This is a genomic window from Paenibacillus sp. FSL L8-0638, from assembly GCF_038593075.1.
Classification (GTDB): Bacteria; Bacillota; Bacilli; order Paenibacillales; family Paenibacillaceae; genus Paenibacillus; species Paenibacillus polymyxa_D.
Genome location: NZ_CP151960.1, coordinates 15001 through 33193, shown reverse-complemented (window position 1 = coordinate 33193; position 18193 = coordinate 15001). Strand labels below are relative to the sequence as shown.

Genomic DNA, 18193 nt, shown 5'->3' with positions numbered 1-18193 from the left:
ATCGTATGGGTAAATGCACAGTTTGGTTCCAGCTTAGGATATACCTGCCTCCAACAGAACAGCACTGAGACGCGCAAATTCCTCAATACTTAGCGTTTCTCCTCGACGGGAGGGTTCAATACCAGCTTGTTGCAACAGCGGCTCCAGCGTGTCCCTGTTCTCTTTGGTGAAGAAACGGCTTTTTAAGTTATTGGAGATGGTTTTACGACGCTGGGCAAAAGCAGCATGAACCACTTCAAAGAAGTGCTTCTCATCCACCACTTCCACCGGAGGGGCTTCCCGTACACGCAACCGAATGACTGCAGACTCCACATTCGGCTGGGGAATAAATACTGTATTCGGCACAATACAGACTAATTCAGGTTCGCTGTAATATTGTACTGCAATGCTCAGACTGCCGTAATCCTTCGTTCCAGGAGACGCAGCCATACGCTCAGCCACTTCTTTTTGGATCATAACGACGATATTCTCCAAAGGGAGCTTGTCCTCCAGTAGCCTCATCAGAATCGGTGTAGTAACGTAATACGGCAGATTAGCCACGACACTTACTTTACTCACGTCTGCAAAGTCAGCTGCAAACACCTCGCGTAAATCCAGCTTCAGCACGTCTCCATGACGTACCTTCACATGCTCATAAGGGGCCAACACTTCTTCGAGAATTGGCAGCAGCCGCTGGTCAATCTCGACAGCGGTAACTACCTTGGCCGATTGCGCCAGCTTCTCGGTCAAGGCGCCAATTCCAGGACCAATCTCAAGTGCGCCTTTCGTCTCATCCAATCCGGCAGCATTCACAATCTTATTGAGAATATTTTGATCAATCAGGAAATTTTGTCCCAAACTCTTTTTGAACGAAAAACCGTGCCGTTGAATAATTTCCTTCGTACGCCGCGGTGTTGCTATATCTTGAATCCCTGTCATACGAATATCACAATCCTTCACTTTCAATTTGTGCCAGCGCTCCGGCAAATTCCTCGCGGCTGATCTGAAATACAGAGAGCCGTTTATGTAGCTGCTTTCCGTTACAATAACCAATACCCAGCACATTCCCTAAGGCCATACGGCGTGCAGCAGCATTGGGGTGGGTGATAAGTCCAGCATCAATCAGGTCCGCCCACTCAATCAGCGGATCGGCGCCTTCTACTGTCGTATGAACCCGTGCGAGAGCGTGTCTGATCGCTTCCGGTGAGGCATTCTCCACACCAATATCTCCTTTGCGCGTCGCTTCTGCCTCGGGTATAAAGGCCTGCTTGCAGCCGGGTACCTTGGAAGCGATAATCTTACGGATGCGCTCCCCTGCATGATCGGGATCGGTTAAAATGATGACCCCCCGCCGCTCCTGCGCCAATGCAATTTTACGCAGCGTCATTTTATTAATGGCTGAGCCGCCAGTTTCTATCGTATCCGCTTCAACAGCGCGGCGAATGGCCACCGTATCATCCCGGCCCTCTACCACGATCACTTCCTTGATCATTTGCATTTCCCTCCACTGCTACACAGCAAGCTATATTTATCTTTCCCTGCTTTTGAAAACAAAATAAGAAGAGGATATCCTCTTCTTAGCATGGCATAACTATGTTGTTAATACTATCGCATTGCCCTCAACATACACAACCTGTTTTAGTTGATTTCAGGCTTTACCGGTCCGATAACATATACGGTTTTACCGTGCTTACGACCAAATTGGTTGGCTCGGCTCAAACTCTCATAATACACATCGATTTTGTGGCCTTTAATCGCGCCACCGGTATCCTCCGCACGGCGGAAGCCCACCCCTTCGATATACACCCACCAGCCGATTGGAATTATACTCGGATCGACAGCGATGGTACGGCCTTCCGTCACGCGCGTGCCGGATGCAGTACGTGTACCGATACCTGGCTCCTGTGAGGAATACGCCGTCATGGAGACATTTTGTAAAACTTTGCTATATTTAAAATTGACGCCTGCTTTACGGACAGCATTGCCCGAACTAACCGTTGTTGCCCTAACCGCATCATTGGGACCGACGGAAGCAGCAAGAACGACCGGCTTTTTCTTCGTTCCTACCGCTATAACCTTATCCACACGGTTCTGTGCAACTTCCTTGTTAACCAGCTGTTTGGATACCAACTTTCCATCATGATATACCTTTTGAACGTGCTGGACTACCACACCCGATTTGCCGCTTTGAATGACCCGATTATCGCCTTTATAAAGACTCGGATCGGCCGTTTTGATGACCTGATAAGGCACCTGTTTTTTCTGTTCGACCTGCTGTTTCTTCACACGGACGATTTTTATGTCCATGTTAGACGAAACAGAGGCATCCAACGCAGGATAAACTTTATCCGTTGACGATAATTTATAGCCCGAGGTACGAATGGCACCTTCTACTGTATTTTCTGTTGTGTACAGCTTTTTCGTCTCATTGCCTGAAGATACTTTAACTTGATTGGCACGTTTAATGACTACGCGATCCCCATCCTGTACTGCTCCATTTAGCGGCATAGAAATTGTATCATGCGGCTGAAGTGAAATGGAATGCTCGCTCAGCAAATCTTGAAGCTTGGATTCCCGGGTTTCTACCGCAGATGCCTTGCCATCAATGACAAAAAAGACTTGTTTTTTAGATTGCGTGTACATCAGAATTGAAATCATAATCGTTAGCGCGATTAGAAAAATAGCAACCAAAGCAGCCTGGCGCACATTCTCTTGCTTCCAACGCAATACGTAAGACATGCTGGATGAGCGTGACTCATGGGTCTCCTCTTTTTGGAAAATGCCCATTTCCTCCGTCCTCCTTACATAGCCCGCCGTCTGGAGTAAGACATAGTTGAGATTTGACGTGACTATAACAGATTTTCTACAAGACAAGCCCAAACTGCGACTGTCCTGCACCATGTACCCGTCTTCGCGGCATGCTGTCCTCCCCTGTTTAACCACAGTATGATGACAGATTTTCTTTTATTCACAACAAAAAAAGCCAAAGAAAGAGACTAGAGAGCTCTTTCGTGGCTTCCGGCATGTGTGAATATGCGGGAAAACTCATGCACGAGATGGCTTCTCTCTTGTTACGCTTACGGGGTTAGCTGTCGGGTTCGGACGTAGAGAGTCGCCCTAGCTTGGGTCAACCGCTCATGGCGGTCGCCTTCACATTCACCCCAAAGACCCAGAAAGAAATCGAAATACGGCTCCTCTACCTGTTCAATCCCATCTGGGAAAAGAATTTAAGGTCGAGCCGGCTGGCGGAAGAGACGTTCCCTTCTTGCACATAAGCCGGACGTACTGTAAGCCATATCGGTTCCCCCGTTCCCTGTAAAAGGGACTCAGCGAGACTGGTTCATGAAATGACTTGTTGATGTTTACATTCAAACAACAATTCACTGAAAAGATGATATCCTGTTTCCATGCATGTTGTAAAGCAGGTTTCAAGTACATTTTTCAAAATATTCGGTTAAAATATTGTAATATTCTCGAGTTTCCTGCAACAAATTCATGATTAGCTTCGTCTATCTCTTTATTTTGATCGATTTCTTCGCTTTTTTATTGAATGTCAAATCGTTCCAAGGCATTTTGGGTCGTTATTGACACTAATTCCTCCACTGTAATCCCCTTGATTTGGGCTGCAGCCTCTGCTACCAGTCTCACATGCGCAGACTCATTTCGCTTCCCGCGAAACGGATGCGGCGTCAGGTAGGGCGCGTCCGTTTCAATGAGCAGACGGTCCAGTGGCACCTGTGCGAGCACCTCTTTGGGCTGCTTGGCATTTTTAAACGTTATTGGACCACCGAAGGAAAGGTGAAATCCCATATCCAGCACCATTTGGGCTGTCTCCCAGCTCCCAGAAAAGGAGTGCATGACTCCGCCAATCTCACTCGCTTTTTCCTCACGCAAAATCTTAACAATATCTTCATGGGCATCCCGGTTATGAATAACAATGGGCATTTTGAGCTCACGAGCCAGACCAATTTGATTTCGAAACACCCGATGCTGAACATCCTTCGGTGATGTATCCCAATAATAATCCAGACCGATCTCTCCTATGGCTACGACCTTCTTATGACTGCATAACGATGCAATCCATTCTAGATCGCCCTCCTGCATTGTAATCGCATCCTGTGGGTGCCATCCAACTGCCGCATAAATAAAATCATACGTCTCGGCCAATTTCATGGTGGATGGAATGGTCTCACGATTAAATCCGATATTGATCATCCGCGTTACTCCTGATTCGACAGCACGTGCTATAACTTCTTCACGATCTTCGTCAAATTGTGGCGCATCCAAGTGAGTATGAGTGTCGAATAAATCCAAGGTCTACATCTCCTTTTTTTACTTACATTTCTATATAGTTGTCTATTCTTTGACAAAATAATTCCTTATTTCGGCAGGAAGCCTGTCTTTTACCGCGTTCAATTTATTCTGAGGAAAATACATATGATATTTTCCTCGGTGAATACCACTTATGGAGCGTACAATTTCCGAAACTTCGGAAATTTCGCTCACCTCGCCCTGACGTCCAAGCAGTAAAATCTGGTTGTCCGTCGAGCCACCCTGCCGAAACACATCATAAGGAAGATCCGTCGGAAAATCAATTTCAAAATCATATTCAGGGTGCAAACCAGCCTCTTCCAAAGCTTTCCGAATACTGTCAATGGTATCTGTATCCATATTTTCAATCTCTACATATTTATACAATCTACGGTCCATAAAGCGGCTGCTCAAATCACTTAAAATTTCGTCCTTTTCTCGTTTCCACTGGCTAAATACGGTCTGAATTAATGACTCATCGAGCATCAGATATTGCTCTACTGTAAGCTCTCCTTTCAACAGATCCGGCAGCGGGTCCAGCAGAAAACCAAACTCATATCCATTTTTAAACAATTCCTTTGCTCGCTTGAAAATTTTACGTAAAAGGATCTCCGAGCTGCGTGTTACAGGATGAAAATAAATTTGCCAATACATCTGATAGCGTGACATTAAATAATCTTCTACTGCATGCATGCCTGATTCCTTCACAACAATTCTCCCATTATGAGGACGCAACAGTCGTAAAATACGATCCAAATCAATCGTGCCGTAGTTGACACCTGTCGAATGAGCATCCCGCAACAAATAATCCATACGATCGGCATCTAGCGGACTGGTCACCAAGTTAACAACAATCGGCTTATCATACGTTTTGGCTATAACCGCAGCCACCTTTTGTGGAAGCTTCTCGTCGACTTGCCGTAGCACGGCGTTGATCTTCGTGTCTCCCAGTACAATGCGGCATGTCCAATCCTCATGGTTCATATGAAAGGCTTCCTCAATTGAATGTGAAAATGGGCCGTGCCCCACATCATGCAATAGAGCCGCACACAGAGCAACCAGCCTTTCCTCCTTCGGCCAATCTGGGAAATCTCCACGTTCAAATTGAGAAATAATACTTCTCGTAATCTCATATACGCCCAATGAGTGTGAAAACCGGCTATGCTCCGCTCCATGAAACGTAAGATACGACGTGCCTAGCTGCCGTATGCGGCGTAAACGTTGGAACTCCGGCGTGTTGATCAACCGCCATATCACAGTATCCTGAACATGGATGTAATTATGTACCGGGTCTTTAAATACTTTTTCTTCACTGAGTGGCTGGTGCAAGATATCAGCTCCTTTAATATTCGGAATAATGGATTAAAATACAATAAAATCCTAAAGCATTTCCCTCATTCGACATTCTTTGTCGTAATATGTCGAATTATAGTTTTTCGACATTTCCAAATCGACAAATTCAATAAATCATCAATAAGATAAGGCAATGCACATGAGTAAAGCTCTTTAATCTAAATACTTTTGCATAATCAGACTGTTACTACATTTTTTAGGTTGACTGTTTTGGGAATCGTTGGTATAGTAAATATCAGAAAAGAGAAAATTTTGTCGAATCATGACACTTATATTATTTTAAACGGCGAGAGGAGCCTGATTTATTATGATGAAATCCACTGGTATTGTAAGAAAAGTCGACGAGCTCGGACGTGTTGTTATTCCAATCGAATTGCGCCGTACCCTGGGAATCGGGGAAAAAGACGCGTTGGAAATTTATGTTGATGGCGAACGCATCATGCTTAAAAAATACGAGCCTGCTTGTATCTTCTGCGGTAATGCTGAGAACGTAATTTACTTCAAAGGGAAAATTGTTTGCCAAGATTGCATTTCTGAAATCCCAACACCTGTGACAAACTGAGAATTTTAGTATATAATAGACTTATCAGATATTGTTAATTCTAACCTTTTTCATATACACTCCTTGTTGCCTTCCACGGTTTGAACCCAACCGTTGGAAGGCCCTTTTTTGTTTAGGCAGATATTCATAAGAGTGCGTTGTAGACATCTCTCTTGGAGATTGCACGATCTGTGGCTGTACGCTTCATTGCGTCCTTGCGTGTAAGTCCCTCTTGCTCGTAATGTGCGACGTGGGACTCCAAAGATAAGGACTGCCACCATGCCTGACGTTCCTGTTCTTCTTCCTCTTCGTCTTTTCCTTCAACCACTAGACAATATTCACCAATCGGTGGATTTTCCTCTAGTTTAGCAAGGCATTGCTCCACGGTTCCTCGTACCCATTCCTCATGCAGCTTGGTCAGCTCACGCGCAAGCACCACTTTGCGTGAACCTAATGTTTCCTTCAACACCATCAATGTCTTCATAATACGATGAGGCGATTCATAAAAAATAATTGTGCCGTGAGATACCTGAAACGATAGCAACAGCTTCTCCAGGTCCTTTTTCTCCCGTGGTGGAAAACCAGCGAAGGTGAACCTTTCTGTATCCAGTCCTGAGGCAATTAAAGCAGATAGTGCCGCATTCGCTCCTGGGATGGGGATGACGCTAATTCCCGCTTCCAGTGCCAGCTTGACCAGATCCGAACCAGGGTCAGAAATGGCCGGTAGACCTGCATCGCTAACCAGCGCCAAATTTTTCCCTTCTATTATGTAACGTATCAGTTCAGGCCCACTGGCAACCTTATTATGTTCATGATAACTAAAGAGCATATCCGGTGTGATTTCGAAATGAGTGAGCAGTTTACGTGTCTGCCGCGTATCTTCGGCAGCGATAATACTACACGACTTTAAGGTGTTAATTGCCCTAAAGGTCATATCTTCCAGATTCCCAATGGGTGTTGCAACAAGATACAACTTTCCCCACTCTTCTTCGCTGTTACTAAAGCTTTTTTGTACAGCTGCTTTCACACAGAATCCCCCTTGCTTACTTCTCCATAGATATCTCTTATCTCCTGAGTATAATTCCCATTTTCCTGATATACAATGAGCGGAGGCAACAAACGAACCTCCGGTTTACCATCACGTAATGCTTCAACCAGTACCATATTGGCTTCCATATGAACTCGTGGGTGAACAAAACGTATTCGTTTGGGTTCCAAACTATGTTTACGCATCAAGGTTATAATCTCGCCCAGCCGCTGCGGGCGATGAACCATGGATACTTTTCCCCCATTACGGACAAGCCGGGTGGATGCCTGAATGACTTCTTCCAGTGTGCAGTTCACTTCATGACGGGCAATTGCCTGGTGAGGATTCAGCTTGATATCGCTACCATTTAGCGGCATATAGGGGGGATTCACGGTAATCGCATCATAAACACCATGTCCCGTGATGTGAACCAGCTCACGCAGGTCCCCTTCCCGAATCTGAATTGCTGCTTCTAATCCATTCAAGCTGACACTGCGTCTAGCCATATCTGCCAAGCGTGGTTGAATCTCAATTCCTTCAATAGACGCTTTTGTTCGTGTCGTTAGCAGCAGGGGGACAACCCCATTGCCTGTACACAGATCCAGAATCTTTCCACGCTGCGGAATACCAGCAAAACGTGCCAGCAAGACCGCATCCATCGAGAAGCTGAATACTTCATCACTCTGGATAATGCGCAAATTATGTGAAAGCAGATCATCAATTCGTTCAGACTTCTTTTCTTTTTCCTCCATAGTGCTCTCCCATCTTTTATAACCAAAGTCGCTTTTCACTCATACTTCCCTACAAAAAAAGCCGTAGGCATCTTGCTCCTACGGCTTGTTTTTATTTATTCAAAAATGACAGACAGAAGAGGCAATCGCCTTCCGTTCGCAAATGTCCGTAATACACGTTGCATATATGAAATCCTTCATGATACAGCCTTGCTAGATTGTCGTAGCCTTCGCCCACGACCTCACCCGTTTGCCCTTCATCCTTAATGACGATCGGAGGAGGAAGCTTCGGCTTGTTTGCCGTCTTTTCTTCTCCAGAGGTTTCACGTTTGAGCATCTTGCGCACCTGTTCGTTTTCAATCGTTAGTCGTTGATTTTCCTCCAGCAGCTCTTTTACTGCCAGTTTCAATTCACCCAGATCGCTATGCAACTGTCCCATTTGGGTTTCCATTTCGTGAATACGCGCAAAAACATTTAATTTATCCAAGTTTCCACCCCGAAGCAACCTAATGGTTTACTTGACGACTACATCGTCCATTGGAAGTTCCTTGACCTTACTGATCTCAAACAGTTGAACATGCACCGTGCGATGACCTGCATTCACACCTACGACTTTACCTTCCCCCAAAGAGGTGATAACCATCTTACCCACCTGAGGTAGCTCTTCTCGCATACTTTCGTAGTTATCATGTTCAAACTTGAGACAGCACATCAATCTCCCGCACAACCCGGAAATCTTCGTCGGATTCAGCGACAAACTCTGATCCTTCGCCATCTTAATAGATACCGGCTCAAAATCCCCCAGCCATGAGGAGCAACACAGAATACGTCCACAAGGTCCAATTCCGCCAAGCATTTTAGCCTCATCCCGTACGCCGATCTGCCGCAGCTCGATCCGTGTACGAAAAATACTGGCCAAGTCCTTTACAAGCTCTCGAAAATCTACTCGACCCTCTGCCGTAAAATAAAAAATGATCTTATTGCGGTCAAATGTAAATTCTACATCTACCAACTTCATTTTAAGGCCATGGTCTTTAATTTTATTTAAACACGTGCCGAATGCATCCTTGGCCGCTAATTTATTCTCTTCTACCACAAGAGCGTCATCATCCCCAGCAATACGAATGACTTTTTTTAAGGGCAGGACAACATCCGAATCATTTACCTCTTTTTTGCCCACTACAACCTTGCCATATTCAATACCGCGCGCGGTCTCTACAATGACACAGTTTTCTTTCTCCACTGGAAGATCCAGCGGATCAAAATAATAAGTCTTGCCCGCCTTCTTGAAACGGACACCCACTACACTATACAAAAATTAACCCCCTTGTATGCCACTAAACCTCATTTGAAGCCGACATTGTACGAATGGCCGCAATTGAAGTCTCACTGTCGCACAAACCGGGAACCTGGCGTCGCGGATTGTGCAGAGTGGAACAAGCGCGCCTTCCTGTTAGCCGGTGATAGAACCGCTTGTATCGGACAACCCAATCAGAAGCTGCTCCACGCATAACTGCCCGTTGACGTGAAAACGGAGCTTCTTCCTGCAATTCGCGGCCAAATCCATATAAGAGACCCATTGTTCCGTGCTGCGGGTGATTGCCAATTTGGAGACGGACTCCAAATGATCTATGAAAACAATGCTTTCGTGCCTTCCGTAACGGAAATGAAGCATATCCTTAAACCACAAATGAAACAGATGAAACAGAATATCCAGGTGTTCAGAAAGTCCAGTTTTAAAAATCTTCTGTTGAGCCAGAATAATAGACGAGCTCCCCCGACTCATGGACTCCTTCACTAATTGTAACACTACGTTTCTAATTTCTGCAAACCAATTCTGCTGGAGAATTTCTCTACATGATTCCAGTCCTGAAGCAATATGAACGACCGACCGGACAAGCCCTGCCGTATAGCCTTCCCCAATTAATGCCTGCATCATCACCTCCGGCTGTAAAGCGTGGAAAGGAACCTGCTGCGTCCGTGATTGAATCGTAGGCAGCAACGCCTGTCCATTTTCAGAAATGAGTATACCGACCACTGGAATTTGGGGCTCCTCCAGAAATTTAAGTAAGCTATTAGCAGCTTGCACTGTCATGGTATCCGCCTGTCGAATGATATATACCTTCGGATTGGAGCTTTCAGATTTGTAAGAAAATATACGTTGAAGCCCGCGAATCTGATCAATTTTAATCGTAGCTCCATCCGGCTCTACAATATGCAAATCTGGATGATTCCCGTGCTCTACCTTGCGGCATGACAAACACTCCCCACATGCATCATCTGTCTGTCGCTCACAAAATAAAGCCTTAGCAAAGATCTGCGCCATGTTCATCTGCCCGCTTCCCGGCGGCCCGCTAAAAACATAGGCATGGTTGACCGTATGATTCCGTAGTGCACTTTGCAGCATTTTTTTGGCTACATCCTGGCCCATTATATGTTGAAAAGACATATTTCCTCACTTTCTCCACTGAAAACAACTGTGATCCATCGGCAAATCGTTGTTCTTCCAGGCATGTACATAGTCAAAAATAATCTGCCAGCATGATCAGCAAGCAGATTATTTCTTCGTGGCAATAGCCCGTCTGTATTCATTTATAACATAAGTCTGCATTAAAATGAGAGATTAATTAGCAATCCTCTGATCTCACCGACCCCTTGCAAAAGCTCAATCTTGCCTTGCTCGGTTTCGAGCAGTTCATCTGCCATTTTGAGCAACAGCTCATCCACTTCATCAATCAGCTTATAACGTTTGCTGCGTCCCCGGCGATCCCAGCCCTTCGTGTCCTTCATGGACACGCCTCGCCGAACGGTATCTTCCAAAAACCGTTTAACCAGCATCTTATAGGCCTTCAGCTCACGAATCGTCATTGAACGTGCAAGACGATCTCCCTGCATTTGTATTTCCTTAAAGCGCCGATTCAATTCCTCCTGCGAAGCCTGCTCACCATTTTGCTGCATAACGTCGGAGAAGCTCTTGGGCTGAATTGGCTTTGCACTCATTTCATTTGTAGACAATGTACTTTGTAAAGGGCGATAGCCCGGATTTATTTTCATATAAACCTGCTTTCTCCCCGGATGCTTCCACTTTCCCCCTTCATGAACAGTTCAACCTAGACCTCAGGGTTTCTTCGGCTTTCCGGGGACTGCGCTATAGCGCTGCCGTTTTAGTGTATCTGCCCTCATTCCCATCATGCAGGAAGATACAGGCGATTCCCCTATCATATCGGCAGAATAGGCCCTATTGTGTAGATTCAGAAATGCTCGAAACGGTCTACAGGCATCACGAATACCGTCGCTCCACCCACCTGCACTTCAACAGGCAACGGTAAATAGGAGTCCGTCGTCCCGCTCATAGGGGTAACGGGTGTGACCAGCTGTTCACGAACCTTGCAACTGCTGCGAATGACGTTCATTAATGAGTCCACCTGATTGTCATCAACACCGATCATAAATGTCGTATTACCTGCACGCAGAAATCCTCCTGTGCTCGCCAATTTGGTAGCACGGAAATTAGCTTTCACCAGTCCGCTGGATAATCTATTACTGTCCTTATCCTGTACAATCGCAATAATCAGCTTCATCCTGTATTCCTCCTTCAAGTCATATTAGAGACAACCTTGTCCCTAGCTCAATTTTACCGTATATCCTTCGACAATTATATGCTAAAATTCTGAGCAAACCGTGTTTTCAGCAAATCCTTCAATACTTGCTCCACCTGCTCTGGCGCCGGAGATGCATCAACAATTGTAATTCGCTCCGGAAATTTGCGAGCCAACTCCAAATATGCCTCTCGCACCTTATGGTGAAACGATATACTCTCCATGTCGAGGCGGTCCATTTCTGCTCCTCGTGATGCACTAATTCTTGCCAATCCCAGTTCGGGCTCAATATCTAGATAAAATGTGGCATCCGGCTCCCAATCATCTACCGCAAAGCGATTAATTGAAGCTACCTCTTCAATTCCGATTCCTCTTGCAAATCCTTGATAGACTAAGCTACTATCCACAAAACGATCACATAATACGATAGCTCCCTGTTCAATAGCCGGCTTTACCTTCTCCACCAAATGCTGACGCCGTGCCGCCGCGTATAAAAGTGCCTCTGTTCGAGCATCCATACTGGTATGAGCAGGGTCCAAAATGATAGAACGAATCTTTTCGGAAATTTCGATGCCACCCGGCTCCCTTGTCGTGATGACTGGGTAGCCTTCTTCCTCCATAAACTTCGCCAGCCGTTGAATCATAGTTGTTTTACCGGAGCCGTCTCCCCCCTCCAGTGTAATAAAAATGCCTTTGCGATTCATGTTATTCCCTGCTTTCCTGTCTGAAAAATAAAAGTCACCCACAGGCTACGTATGCTTCTTTTATTCAGTCTTCTGTATTTGTTAAGTCTCTAGTATCTAATCTTTATTGTAATCGGAATACCCGAATTGTAAGCATACTTTCATCTGCTACCCCGTGCCATTTGGCTCCCAGCTTACGTAGACGACCCATCCGCAGTGCAATCGCTTCTGTGATCGTTTCTCCTGCATATAGCAGTGGAATACCTGGAGGATACGGGATAATCATTTCGGCCGCTACCCTGCCAGCGCATTCCTCTACAGGCACCGTCTCCATCTGATCGGGGCTAATCGGTCGAAGCCCAAACGGCACCGGAATAGAGTATCCCTTCATTCTATCATTGTTCCACGTGGAAAAATCTAATTCGAGTCTTTGCTGCTCTTTTTCCGTTGGCCCCGGCTCACCAGCCGTCTCCTTAAATCTTATATCATTATTTATATGCACAAGAGTCTGCAACAGGTGACTCGCATCCTTAGCCGTAGAGCCTAACGTAAACAATAAAACAACATGTTTCTCGTCGCTCATCTCTGGAACACATCCGTAAGTCTCCAATTCGTGCTTGAGTTCAAATCCATCCAGTATACCCCATGTATCATACAGCACCAATTTAAAAGGATCCTGGGTTGAATATCTGCTTATTCCCTCCTCAGCCCTTTCTAGGACCTCAGAGATTCCTCTGTGAGCGTATTCCCCCTCTAGTGCCTGCTGTGTAGGTTCTAACAAGCGAAAGCGCGGGAGCTGCTCCAGGCCCTTTCTAAAAGTATCTACCGCCGCTAAGCCCATGGTAAAAGCATCTGCTCCATGCGCCTCTATATACCATCTTGCCAAATCCAATGAAGCCATTAACGGATAAGAAGGGCTAGAGCTTTGCACCATCGCCAACCGCTGACGAAGTAGTTCCCGATGAATTCTCTTTCCCTGCACATGTAACATGGCCCCCATGGTCATGGCTGGGAGCATTTTATGTGTCGATTGGACGACTACATCAGCCCCACAGGATATCGCAGAGGCTGGCAAACGAGGATGCAGCCCATAATGGGCACCGTGGGCCTCATCTATCAATAGCGGCACATGGGCTGCATGACAGGCCTTAGCCGTTGCCTTCAGGTCATGCCCCATCCCATAGTAATTAGGTAGTGTAAGTAACACCCCTTTAGCCGAAGGATATGTCTTCAGTGCAGCCTTTATTGTATCCGTCGTTGGGGTAACCGCCAATCCGCTCAGTGTATCTATTTCCGGATCCAGGAATACCGCATTAGCCCCTGACAGCATGAGACCGTTCAGGACAGATTTGTGTACATTTCTCTGTACCAGCAGTAGATCTCCCGGCTCCGTACATACAGTTAAAATCATAGCCAAATTACCGACGGTGCTTCCTCCAATTAGCCAAAAGCTCTCTTCAGCACCAAAACACTTTGCAGCCAGCTCTTGCCCTTCACGAATCACATCTTCTGGGTGATGCAAATCATCCAGTCCAGTAATTTCTGTCGCATCAATAGACATCACTTCTTGCAACAGAGATGCAATATTTTCATGCTCATATACTTGTCCATTTTTATGACCGGGCACATGGAAAGAAGCATTGCCCTGAGTCCGGTAACGTATTAGGGCTTCCATTAATGGTGCGTGTACCGCCTTTTTCCCCATCATTCTGCAATCCTTCCAAACAAAGCTTTATATCTACCTTATTTTATCGTAAAATCAAGCGGAATCCTACTTTTACTCACAGAAAAAAAGGCCCGTATCGACAGACCTTGAATGCCAATCCTTCAAAGACTAATTAGCAAAGGATATTATGCATTTTTCTGTACCCAGATTTGCTTTAGTTGATCAATAAAAAAATGATATTTGGCATCAGTTGCATCCGTGTGTACCATTTCAGCTTCACACGTATCACAGATAAACTCGGAAACGATAAAAATGCCTTCATGCTTGTGCTGTCCGCATATAATACAGCGGTGGCCGCCTTGATCATGCATATCCATCCCACCTTGTTTCTTTTACTATTAGTATGGGGCACTTTCTACTATTTTAAACCTTTTCATAGCTCAGTTTGACGATATACTCTATATATATTCCTCCTGGGCCATTATGGTGTTTGTACCCCGTATGTTTAAAAAACAGCCGTCTATGCCGATATAATAAGAAAAGCTCTTATGTATGGATACCCTTTCATCGGAGCCTTGAACACTTCATCAGTGATAGCTTTTCCAGTAATTATAGAGTAGGCTAGCTAACACTGGATGTCGATCATTCTGTATTTCTACAAAAACGATTAAATGCTTATTTAAAGCGGCATGAGCGAAGTACCGTCCCTTTTTCCGGCTGTGGACGGGAAGCCACTTGTGATGCAGTAGATTAATGAAAGGACTGTTCGCATGACAGAGGAAACCGGAACCAAAGCTACCTACTATCACTACAAGCTCATTAAAAAAATCAGTATACCGCGTCAACTAGTATGGAGTCATATTTCACTGCCTATTATTATGCTTCTCTTTCTGCTTCTTGCCTTTTCCTGGACTAGCGTGTTTTTGTTTGCTCTTGCCTTTTTCCTTACCTTATGGGTACACTTCGTAATCTCACGATCTGTCCTATACATCGGTGGCGGAGCATCCTTCCGCAAACGCTGGGCATTCCACCGTAAGTTACCATGGCTAGGCTATATGACAGACCAGTACATAGGCTATAGCATCTTTCGTCGTGTGCACATACATACCCTCTGGATCGGTATCTGCTTATCAGGCGTATTCATTCTCTGGTCTCCACCAGCCTTTACGGTATCCTTACTCTTCTGGCATCTATGGCTTATTGCACCGCGTCTATACATCCTCAGTCGGCTTACGGGCGAGAGAAAAGACGGCATGTTGAAGTTTACCGATGAAGATGCCTCATATTATCAACAGTAAATCTAACCACTCATATCCGTACAGATAAAAATTTCGGATCTGAACTACCTACAACGATCTAGACTGAAGCAAAAAGGAGCAACCTCAATCGGTTACTCCTTTTTTTGCGACTTAACAACCATAATCGCTTTATTCTCTTATCAAGTAAACTTTTCCTCACCTTTATCCTCGTTATTAATGTAGAGCAATTATTCAACATGCAAATATATAAAAGGAAGCTACTCCCTACTCAACGGCAGTCCTGAGTGCTTCCCCACATCCAATCTCATCATTCATCATTATACACAGCATACGATACGCTATGAGTTTACTATAAATATGATCTACATTAAGTCCTATGCTGCTTACCGGTTGAAAACCGTACTCCTAATTAAGATCCACGCTTTTGCTCTTCACAACAGCCTTTCTGTCTTTTGGAACCAATACAGTAAAAGAACCATCATGCACAGACAAATGCACCATGTGTTTATTTTTCTGAAACACCTTCTGATTGGAGGTGGATAGATTCGGTTCCTCAGTCCACCCCCAAGCTGCAATCTCCTCTAGATAAGGAGCAGGTAGACTATCACTTTCCTTCAACGCTGGCAGTGCATAGCGAACATAGTCCATGTCCGAATTACTGCTGGCCCGATCGGTTTTACTAGCTTCTTTGGGAACCGGAAACGTCTTCTCGTTGGCAGCACCCTCAAACGATGTCCAAGAAGGCTCCTCTTCCACGCACCCGGTAAGAATCGCGACAGCGACACTGAATAGCACCAATAGAGCAAGCCATTTATTTCGCCGCATGATCTTCCCTCCTTACCAGCCTGATTGATTATACAAAAATCCTATGATGGAGTTTGCATAATTCTGCAACAATGCAGCGTGTGTGTATGGGATTCAATACCTATATTATACAGGGTTTACTCTTACATTCCGTAACAAAAATGTTACCTTCCTTTTGTAAGGGTATTTCTAAAATATACGTATATGCAAAAGAGGACCATGATCTCATTGAGATCATGGTCCTCTTTACCTGTTGCTTGGCGACGTCCTACTCTCCCAGGACCCTGCGGTCCAAGTACCATCGGCGCTGGAGGGCTTAACGGTCGTGTTCGGGATGGGTACGTGTGGAACCCCTCCGCTATCGCCACCAAACATGAATTTGCTACGCAAATTCTTCCGTACGGTTATTCGCTTCATCACTTATCGTGTGAATGAATAGCCATGCGCTTATTGTATGTCACTTGTACATACTTTCAAGGTTACACCCTGAAAACTGGATCCGAAACTCATTTGCGTCTTATCTTAGGATAAGCCCTCGACCGATTAGTATTGGTCAGCTCCATGCATTACTGCACTTCCACCCCCAACCTATCTACCTCGTCGTCTTCAAGGGGTCTTACATACTGGGAAATCTCATCTTGAGGGGGGCTTCACGCTTAGATGCTTTCAGCGCTTATCCCTTCCGTACATAGCTACCCAGCGGTGCTCCTGGCGGAACAACTGGTACACCAGCGGTACGTCCATCCCGGTCCTCTCGTACTAAGGACAGCTCCTCTCAAATTTCCTACGCCCACGACAGATAGGGACCGAACTGTCTCACGACGTTCTGAACCCAGCTCGCGTACCGCTTTAATGGGCGAACAGCCCAACCCTTGGGACCTACTTCAGCCCCAGGATGCGATGAGCCGACATCGAGGTGCCAAACCTCCCCGTCGATGTGGACTCTTGGGGGAGATAAGCCTGTTATCCCCAGGGTAGCTTTTATCCGTTGAGCGATGGCCCTTCCATGCGGTACCACCGGATCACTAAGCCCGACTTTCGTCCCTGCTCGACTTGTAGGTCTCGCAGTCAAGCTCCCTTCTGCCTTTGCACTCTTCGAATGATTTCCAACCATTCTGAGGGAACCTTGGGGCGCCTCCGTTACTCTTTAGGAGGCGACCGCCCCAGTCAAACTGCCCACCTGACACTGTCCTCGCACCGGATTACGGTACCAAGTTAGAACCTAGATACGATCAGGGTGGTATCCCAAGGATGCCTCCCTTCAAGCTGGCGCTCAAAGTTCTACGGCTCCCACCTATCCTGTACAGATCGTACCCAAATTCAATATCAAGCTGCAGTAAAGCTCCATGGGGTCTTTCCGTCTTGTCGCGGGTAACCTGCATCTTCACAGGTATTAAAATTTCACCGGATCTCTCGTTGAGACAGCGCCCAAGTCGTTACGCCATTCGTGCGGGTCAGAATTTACCTGACAAGGAATTTCGCTACCTTAGGACCGTTATAGTTACGGCCGCCGTTTACTGGGGCTTCGGTTCATAGCTTCGCCCCGAAGGGCTTACCACTCCCCTTAACCTTCCAGCACCGGGCAGGCGTCAGCCCGTATACTTCGCCTTGCGGCTTCGCACAGACCTGTGTTTTTGCTAAACAGTCGCTTGGGCCTTTTCACTGCGGCCCCCTCGGGCTATTCACCCTACCGAGGCACCCCTTCTCCCGAAGTTACGGGGTCATTTTGCCGAGTTCCTTAACGAGAGTTCTTCCGCGCGCCTTAGAATTCTCTTCTCGCCTACCTGTGTCGGTTTGCGGTACGGGCACCTTCTCCTGGCTAGAGGCTTTTCTTGGCAGTCTGAGATCATGACCTTCGCTACTATAATTTTCGCTCCCCATCACAGCCCAGCCTTAACGATGTGCGGATTTGCCTACACATCAGCCTCACTGCTTAGACGGACATCCATCAGTCCGCGTCACTACCCTACTGCGTCACCCCATTGCTCATAGCGGATTACGGTGGTACAGGAATTTCGACCTGTTGTCCTTCGACTACGCCTATCGGCCTCGCCTTAGGTCCCGACTTACCCTGAGCGGACGAACCTTCCTCAGGAACCCTTAGGCTTTCGGCGGATCTGATTCTCACAGATCTTTTCGTTACTCATACCGGCATTCTCACTTGAATGCAGTCCAGCGCTCCTTACGGTACACCTTCAACCCGCATTCAACGCTCCCCTACCCCTGATGCATTGCATCAA

18 protein-coding genes, 2 rRNA genes and 1 riboswitch (1 of these 21 cut by a window edge) are annotated in these 18193 nt (G+C 46.1%); of the genes, 2 read left to right on the top strand and 18 right to left on the bottom strand.

The window, feature by feature from the left end; all coding sequences use genetic code 11:
• Positions 1–33: 33 nt before the first annotated feature.
• The 5 genes from rsmA to MKY35_RS00130 form a co-directional block, all read right to left on the bottom strand.
• Positions 34–918, bottom strand: a complete 885-nt coding sequence (gene rsmA, locus MKY35_RS00150) for a 16S rRNA (adenine(1518)-N(6)/adenine(1519)-N(6))-dimethyltransferase RsmA (protein WP_254351755.1) — start codon at positions 916–918, stop codon at positions 34–36.
• A gap of 7 nt (positions 919–925) precedes the next feature.
• The gene (gene rnmV / locus MKY35_RS00145) at positions 926–1471 is read right to left on the bottom strand and encodes a ribonuclease M5 (RefSeq protein WP_013308117.1); all 546 of its coding nucleotides are present in this window, start codon (positions 1469–1471) and stop codon (positions 926–928) included.
• 146 nt (positions 1472–1617) lie between these two features.
• Positions 1618–2766 carry a G5 domain-containing protein gene (locus tag MKY35_RS00140; RefSeq protein WP_342445268.1) on the bottom strand — a complete coding sequence of 383 codons (1149 nt, stop codon included), beginning with the start codon at positions 2764–2766 and terminating at the stop codon, positions 1618–1620.
• 271 nt (positions 2767–3037) lie between these two features.
• Positions 3038–3321: riboswitch (cyclic di-AMP (ydaO/yuaA leader) on the bottom strand.
• A gap of 201 nt (positions 3322–3522) precedes the next feature.
• Positions 3523–4293 (bottom strand): TatD family hydrolase, encoded by a 771-nt coding sequence (locus MKY35_RS00135; RefSeq protein ID WP_340953559.1) that lies wholly within the window; start codon positions 4291–4293, stop codon positions 3523–3525.
• A gap of 42 nt (positions 4294–4335) precedes the next feature.
• Positions 4336–5619, bottom strand: a complete 1284-nt coding sequence (locus MKY35_RS00130) for an HD domain-containing protein (RefSeq protein WP_029519386.1) — start codon at positions 5617–5619, stop codon at positions 4336–4338.
• Positions 5620–5950: 331 nt separating this feature from the next.
• On the opposite strand from MKY35_RS00130, the gene MKY35_RS00125 reads away from it, so the two are divergent.
• The gene (locus MKY35_RS00125) at positions 5951–6205 is read left to right on the top strand and encodes an AbrB/MazE/SpoVT family DNA-binding domain-containing protein (protein ID WP_007428005.1); all 255 of its coding nucleotides are present in this window, start codon (positions 5951–5953) and stop codon (positions 6203–6205) included.
• 124 nt (positions 6206–6329) lie between these two features.
• Here the strand turns inward: MKY35_RS00125 and rsmI are convergent, their stop codons facing one another.
• The 10 genes from rsmI to MKY35_RS00075 all read right to left on the bottom strand — a co-directional run bounded on the left by rsmI (position 6330) and on the right by MKY35_RS00075 (position 14261).
• The gene (gene rsmI / locus MKY35_RS00120; protein ID WP_342445267.1) at positions 6330–7211 is read right to left on the bottom strand and encodes a 16S rRNA (cytidine(1402)-2'-O)-methyltransferase; all 882 of its coding nucleotides are present in this window, start codon (positions 7209–7211) and stop codon (positions 6330–6332) included.
• Positions 7208–7963, bottom strand: a complete 756-nt coding sequence (locus MKY35_RS00115; protein WP_029519389.1) for a tRNA1(Val) (adenine(37)-N6)-methyltransferase — start codon at positions 7961–7963, stop codon at positions 7208–7210. The genes rsmI and MKY35_RS00115 overlap by 4 nt, the downstream gene beginning before the upstream one ends.
• A 91-nt stretch (positions 7964–8054) precedes the next feature.
• Positions 8055–8429, bottom strand: a complete 375-nt coding sequence (gene yabA / locus MKY35_RS00110; RefSeq protein WP_025722558.1) for a DNA replication initiation control protein YabA — start codon at positions 8427–8429, stop codon at positions 8055–8057.
• A gap of 27 nt (positions 8430–8456) precedes the next feature.
• On the bottom strand, positions 8457–9257 hold the full coding sequence (locus tag MKY35_RS00105; protein ID WP_013308110.1) for a stage 0 sporulation family protein: 801 nt from the start codon (positions 9255–9257) through the stop codon (positions 8457–8459).
• Positions 9258–9395: 138 nt separating this feature from the next.
• Positions 9396–10391 carry a DNA polymerase III subunit delta' gene (holB, locus tag MKY35_RS00100; RefSeq protein ID WP_023986424.1) on the bottom strand — a complete coding sequence of 332 codons (996 nt, stop codon included), beginning with the start codon at positions 10389–10391 and terminating at the stop codon, positions 9396–9398.
• Positions 10392–10552: 161 nt separating this feature from the next.
• Positions 10553–10996, bottom strand: a complete 444-nt coding sequence (locus MKY35_RS00095) for a YaaR family protein (RefSeq protein WP_013308108.1) — start codon at positions 10994–10996, stop codon at positions 10553–10555.
• A gap of 197 nt (positions 10997–11193) precedes the next feature.
• Entirely contained in the window at positions 11194–11523 is a 330-nt protein-coding gene (locus MKY35_RS00090) for a cyclic-di-AMP receptor (protein WP_007427998.1), read from the bottom strand.
• A 74-nt stretch (positions 11524–11597) separates the two neighbouring features.
• A complete protein-coding gene (gene tmk, locus MKY35_RS00085; RefSeq protein ID WP_209950309.1) occupies positions 11598–12245 on the bottom strand; it encodes a dTMP kinase in 648 nt (215 codons plus the stop codon).
• Between the two features lie 103 nt (positions 12246–12348).
• Positions 12349–13932, bottom strand: coding sequence for an amino acid decarboxylase (locus MKY35_RS00080; RefSeq protein ID WP_342445266.1), 1584 nt, complete (start codon positions 13930–13932; stop codon positions 12349–12351).
• 143 nt (positions 13933–14075) lie between these two features.
• Positions 14076–14261, bottom strand: coding sequence for a sigma factor G inhibitor Gin (locus MKY35_RS00075; protein ID WP_023986422.1), 186 nt, complete (start codon positions 14259–14261; stop codon positions 14076–14078).
• A 399-nt stretch (positions 14262–14660) separates the two neighbouring features.
• Between MKY35_RS00075 and MKY35_RS00070 the strand changes: the two genes are divergently transcribed.
• Positions 14661–15188, top strand: a complete 528-nt coding sequence (locus MKY35_RS00070) for a hypothetical protein (RefSeq protein ID WP_029519392.1) — start codon at positions 14661–14663, stop codon at positions 15186–15188.
• Between the two features lie 366 nt (positions 15189–15554).
• Here the strand turns inward: MKY35_RS00070 and MKY35_RS00065 are convergent, their stop codons facing one another.
• The 3 genes from MKY35_RS00065 to MKY35_RS00055 all read right to left on the bottom strand — a co-directional run.
• Entirely contained in the window at positions 15555–15974 is a 420-nt protein-coding gene (locus tag MKY35_RS00065) for a hypothetical protein (RefSeq protein ID WP_013308104.1), read from the bottom strand.
• A gap of 234 nt (positions 15975–16208) precedes the next feature.
• A 5S ribosomal RNA gene (gene rrf, locus MKY35_RS00060) occupies positions 16209–16325 on the bottom strand.
• 151 nt (positions 16326–16476) lie between these two features.
• Positions 16477–18193: ribosomal RNA gene (locus MKY35_RS00055) — 23S ribosomal RNA — on the bottom strand; it runs 1214 nt beyond the window's last position.

Excerpts from the sequence above, each read along its gene's own strand:
- rsmA (WP_254351755.1), bottom strand. The coding sequence starts at position 918 with ATGACAGGGATTCAAGATATAGCAACACCGCGGCGTACGAAGGAAATT.
- rnmV (WP_013308117.1), bottom strand. The coding sequence starts at position 1,471 with ATGATCAAGGAAGTGATCGTGGTAGAGGGCCGGGATGATACGGTGGCC.
- MKY35_RS00140 (WP_342445268.1), bottom strand. The coding sequence starts at position 2,766 with ATGGGCATTTTCCAAAAAGAGGAGACCCATGAGTCACGCTCATCCAGC.
- MKY35_RS00125 (WP_007428005.1), top strand. The coding sequence starts at position 5,951 with ATGATGAAATCCACTGGTATTGTAAGAAAAGTCGACGAGCTCGGACGT.
- MKY35_RS00115 (WP_029519389.1), bottom strand. The coding sequence starts at position 7,963 with ATGGAGGAAAAAGAAAAGAAGTCTGAACGAATTGATGATCTGCTTTCA.
- holB (WP_023986424.1), bottom strand. The coding sequence starts at position 10,391 with ATGTCTTTTCAACATATAATGGGCCAGGATGTAGCCAAAAAAATGCTG.
- MKY35_RS00095 (WP_013308108.1), bottom strand. The coding sequence starts at position 10,996 with ATGAAAATAAATCCGGGCTATCGCCCTTTACAAAGTACATTGTCTACA.
- MKY35_RS00090 (WP_007427998.1), bottom strand. The coding sequence starts at position 11,523 with ATGAAGCTGATTATTGCGATTGTACAGGATAAGGACAGTAATAGATTA.
- tmk (WP_209950309.1), bottom strand. The coding sequence starts at position 12,245 with ATGAATCGCAAAGGCATTTTTATTACACTGGAGGGGGGAGACGGCTCC.
- MKY35_RS00080 (WP_342445266.1), bottom strand. The coding sequence starts at position 13,932 with ATGATGGGGAAAAAGGCGGTACACGCACCATTAATGGAAGCCCTAATA.
- MKY35_RS00075 (WP_023986422.1), bottom strand. The coding sequence starts at position 14,261 with ATGCATGATCAAGGCGGCCACCGCTGTATTATATGCGGACAGCACAAG.
- MKY35_RS00070 (WP_029519392.1), top strand. The coding sequence starts at position 14,661 with ATGACAGAGGAAACCGGAACCAAAGCTACCTACTATCACTACAAGCTC.
- MKY35_RS00065 (WP_013308104.1), bottom strand. The coding sequence starts at position 15,974 with ATGCGGCGAAATAAATGGCTTGCTCTATTGGTGCTATTCAGTGTCGCT.